This window comes from Nocardia sp. NPDC058497 (assembly GCF_042720195.1).
Taxonomy (GTDB): Bacteria; Actinomycetota; Actinomycetes; order Mycobacteriales; family Mycobacteriaceae; genus Nocardia.
The window spans coordinates 1-4,150 of sequence record NZ_JBHXMY010000521.1; the positions used below are offsets into that span (position 1 = coordinate 1).

Genomic DNA, 4,150 nt, shown 5'->3' on the forward strand with positions numbered 1-4,150 from the left:
GCCTACTACAGCGCGACCACCGACCAGATCGTCTTCCCCGCCGCCTATCTGCAGCCGCCGTTCTTCGACAAGGACGCCCAGGACGCGGTCAACTACGGCGCGGTCGGCTCGACCATCGGCCACGAGATCGGGCACGGCTTCGACGACCAGGGCTCCAAGTACGACGGTGACGGCAACCGCCGCGACTGGTGGACCCCCGAGGACCGCGCCGCCTTCGACGCCAAGACCCAGCAGATCATCGACCAGTACGACGTGCTTGTCCCCGAGGGCGCGCCCGAGGGTCAGCATGTGAACGGCGCGCTCACCGTCGGCGAGAACCTGGCCGACCTGCGCGGCCTGCAGGTCGCGCTGGCGGCGTATCAGAAGGTCGCGCAGCGCACCGGCGAGCAGCCCGACTTCCGCTCCATGTTCTTCTCCTGGGCGCGGCAGTGGCGCGACAAGCAGACCGAGGAGGCGACCCTGCAGGGTTTGCAGGACACGCACTCCCCCAACGAGTTCCGCTGCAACCAGGTGGTCCGCAATATCGCCGAGTTCTACTCGACCTTCGACGTGAAGGACACCGACAAGCTGTTCATGCCGCAGGATCAGCGGGTCACTCTCTAGGGATGACTCCCCCTCCGAAACCGACGTAGGTTAGCCTAGGCTGACTTACGCTGGAACTGTGCAGGAGGATGCAATGACGTCTGTTCGGACTTCGCGCGGCTGGCGGCGCGTGGCGGTGGCCGCGCTCGCCGGCGCGCTCGCCTTCGGCGTCGCCGCCTGCGGTTCCACCGACGATGCCGCCGGCTCGGGCGAGCCGGTGTCCATCACCCACGCGCGCGGCGAGACCACCGTGACCGGAACGCCCGCGAAGATCGTCACCCTGGGCAACCAGTGGCTCGACACCTCGCTGGCGCTGGGCGTGGTCCCCGTCGGCTACATCGACAATGTGTCCGCGGTGTCGAAGAGCACCCCGCCGTGGCAGCCGGAGAGCCTGAAGTCGGCCAAGGCGCTCAACACCACCGGCAATATCGCCGAGCAGGTCGCCGCGCTGGAACCGGACCTGATCCTGGCCGACCCGTTCATCGCCGACCAGAAGACCTACGACGAGCTGTCCAAGATCGCGCCGACACTGCCCGCGCTGACCAAGGACGCCGTCACCCCGTGGCAGGACCAGGTCACCGCGCTGGGCAAGGTGCTGCACAAGGAATCCGACGCGACCGCGGTGATCAAGAAGGTCGACGACAAGATCGCGGCGATCACCACCGCCAACCCCGGCCTGAAGGGCAAGACCTTCGCCAGCACCTGGCTGGCCAGCCCCGCGCAGCTGATGGTGCTGACCGACCCCAACGACGGTTCGGCCAAGGTCTTCACCCAGCTCGGCATGGGCATCCCGGCCAACCTCACCGCGCAGCCCGCCAACCAGGGCCGCCTGGCGCTGTCGCCGGAGCGCGTCGACGAGCTGTCCGCCGACCTGCTGCTGGCCGGCTACTCCCCCGGTCTGGACGAGAAGTACCGCCAGCTGCCCGGCTACAACGAGCTGCCGTCGGTGCGCAAGGGTTCGGTCGTCTTCCTGACCACCCAGGAGATCAGCGCCATCAACCAGCCCTCCGCGCTCTCGGTGCCCTACATGCTCGACAAGCTGGAGCCCGCCTTCGCCGCAGCGGCGAAATAGCCCCCCGCATCACCGACGTTCGACCCCCGCAAGGAACTCGCTGTGCTCGCCTCCACGTACCCCGCCCAGACCCGATTCGCCCTGCGCGCGGGCGTCACCTGCCTCACCACCCCCGCCGGGGCGGTGCTGCTGAACCCGCCGCGCAATGTGAAGCTGACGGGCCTCGGCGCCGGTGCGCTGCAGGCGCTCAAGACGCTCAACCAGGGCCCAGCGACGGCGGCCGAGATGTCGACCGCCGCCGCCGGTGACGACATCACCGGGCTGATGCGCAAGCTCACCGACGGCGGCTGGCTGGCGGTGACGGTGCGCGACGGCGGCCGCGACCTCTACAGCATCCGCCCCTTCGCCGAGCCCGCGCCGCGTCCGGAGGCGGCCCTGCCGACCTGGTCGGCGACGCTGTCGAAGTTCGCTGTGCTGCACCGCGATGCCCAGGGTTTCGTGCTCGAGCATCCGCGGGCGTGGTGCGATCTGCGCGTCCACGACCCGCGGCTGCTCGCCCTGCTCGACGGCCCGATGGCCGCCGATTCGCCGGTGCCCGCCGCGGTGAAGTCGCAGTTCATGGCGGATCTGCAGTGGTGCGGATTCCTGGTCGACGGTGACGAGGAGGAGCACGAGTTCGCCACCCGCTCCTGGAACGCCCCCGACCTGTGGTTCCACCGCCGCAGCACCCTCGGCGCCCGCACGGTGACCTGGGACGACTTCGGCCCGACCCGCTGGGCCGACGGCCGCTTCCCCGAATTGCCCGCCCGCCGTACGCCGTTCGCGGCCGACCCGATCGCCCTGGCCCGCCCCGACCTCGCCGGTCTGCGCGACGCCGACCCCTCCCTCACCGCCGCACTCGAGGACCGCGTATCGACCCGCGCGTTCGACGACGCGGCACCGATCACCGCAGCCCAGCTGGGCGAACTGCTGTTCCGCAGCGCCCGCACCCGCGAGGACGGCTCCCGCCCCTACCCCTCCGGCGGCGGCGCCTACGAACTCGAGGTCTACCCGGTCATCCGCAATGTCGCAGGCCTCGACAACGGCATGTACCACTACGACTCGACCGACCACGCCCTGCGCCTGGTCGCCGCGGCCGACGCCCCCGCCGTCCAAAAACTGCTGAAGTCCACCTCCGCCACCCTGGCCGGCGGCGCGGAACCCCACGTCCTGCTGCTGGTCTCGGCCCGCGCGGGCCGCGTCATGTGGAGCTACGAACAGGTCGCCTACGCCAACATCCTCAAACACGTCGGCGTCTTCATGCAGACCGTCTACCTGACCGCCACCGCCATGCACCTCGGCGTAGTCGCCCAGGGCTTCAGCGACACCACCGCCTTCGCCACCGCCACCGGCATCGACGAACTCGAGGAATGCAACGTCGGCAGCATGATCGTCGGCTCCCCCGCCCGCTGAACTCGAAAGCTAGGGCGCGAAGACCTCGTCGAGGGTCGTGGCCGTCAGGATCCGATCAGTCCACAACTCCAGCTGCGCGATACTCGCCGACCGGACAGTATCGGCTACCTCCGCGGAAGGAATGCCGAACTTCCTGGTGAGCTGACGAATCAACACCTTCGCCTCACCTTCGGTGCGACCTTCGACCCGTCCTTCGGCACGCAGTCGATCAGCACCCGTCATCAAAGCCTCCTTCCCTCGCGGCCCCAAACGCTCAGCCAACGGTTGCAGATCCGCAACGCAAGTATCCCCCACGGCCAACGCATACGCCATGACCAGGTACAACACCCCCGCACCGCCCGGCTGATCCGCCACCGCTTTCAACTGCGGTTCCAGCTGCGACATGACCGTGTCGAGCTTCTTATGGGTCGGTGCCGCTTTCAACAACACCAACATGATCATCACCTCCGGCACCAGCGGACGCGCCAACAGCGCCTCCACATCGACCGCATGCAGATCGTCGAGCAGATACCGGAACCGCGGCAGCAGCGAACCGAGGTGACCGCGCGTGGAGGTATCGACATCGATCAAGTCGGCCAGGTCCAGTGGGGCACTCCACCGGCGATGATTGGTCCCGGCGTGCACGACCAGCGGGATCACCGCGGGCAACCGCATGCGCTTCGGGTTGTCTTTGAGATGACGTCCCCAGATCAGCACCACATACTCCAGCAGGCGAAACGCCATCAACGGGTCGCTGCGGCTCTGGTGCTCGATCAACACGAACACGTAGGCGGGGCTACCGGCCAGGTCGACCCGGTACAGGATGTCGGTGAAGCGGGACTGCAGCTCCGCCGAGACCAGACTGCCCGACTGGGCTCGCAGGGTGTCCCAGTCCAATTCGCGGGCCAGCGCTGCGGGCACGACAGTGCGCAGCTCGCTGACCGCGTTCGCGCGGTCTGACATGACCTCGCGAAAGTATTTGTCGTGCGGGGTATTCGGAGTGCCATCCGCCATGGCGAGCAAGATACGCCCACCCCGCGGAGGAGTTGCCGGGCGGTCGCTGTGACCGGAGGCGTTTCGGCATGGGAGGTTTCGAGGTGCCGATGATCTGCATCACACCGTGCA

Annotated in this window: 4 protein-coding genes; 3 read left to right on the forward strand and 1 reads right to left on the reverse strand. The window is 68.2% G+C overall.

Features of this window, described 5'->3' with window-relative positions:
- The 3 genes from ACFWPJ_RS26285 to ACFWPJ_RS26295 all read left to right on the forward strand — a co-directional run.
- Positions 1 to 603 (forward strand): M13-type metalloendopeptidase (locus ACFWPJ_RS26285; RefSeq protein WP_378855170.1); only part of this gene is annotated, 603 nt, incomplete at its 5' end.
- A gap of 73 nt (positions 604 to 676) precedes the next feature.
- Complete coding sequence (locus ACFWPJ_RS26290) at positions 677 to 1,654, forward strand: ABC transporter substrate-binding protein (protein ID WP_378855172.1); 978 nt, start codon at positions 677 to 679, stop codon at positions 1,652 to 1,654.
- A 42-nt stretch (positions 1,655 to 1,696) separates the two neighbouring features.
- Positions 1,697 to 3,046, forward strand: a complete 1,350-nt coding sequence (locus tag ACFWPJ_RS26295) for a SagB family peptide dehydrogenase (protein WP_378855174.1) — start codon at positions 1,697 to 1,699, stop codon at positions 3,044 to 3,046.
- A gap of 9 nt (positions 3,047 to 3,055) precedes the next feature.
- Here the strand turns inward: ACFWPJ_RS26295 and ACFWPJ_RS26300 are convergent, their stop codons facing one another.
- On the reverse strand, positions 3,056 to 4,039 hold the full coding sequence (locus ACFWPJ_RS26300) for an Rpn family recombination-promoting nuclease/putative transposase (RefSeq protein ID WP_378855176.1): 984 nt from the start codon (positions 4,037 to 4,039) through the stop codon (positions 3,056 to 3,058).
- Between the last annotated feature and the right edge of the window lie 111 nt (positions 4,040 to 4,150).

What these genes read in the sequence shown, in the direction of transcription:
- ACFWPJ_RS26290 (WP_378855172.1), top strand. Translation starts at nt 677, where the DNA reads ATGACGTCTGTTCGGACTTCGCGCGGCTGGCGGCGCGTGGCGGTGGCC.
- ACFWPJ_RS26300 (WP_378855176.1), bottom strand. Translation starts at nt 4,039, where the DNA reads ATGGCGGATGGCACTCCGAATACCCCGCACGACAAATACTTTCGCGAG.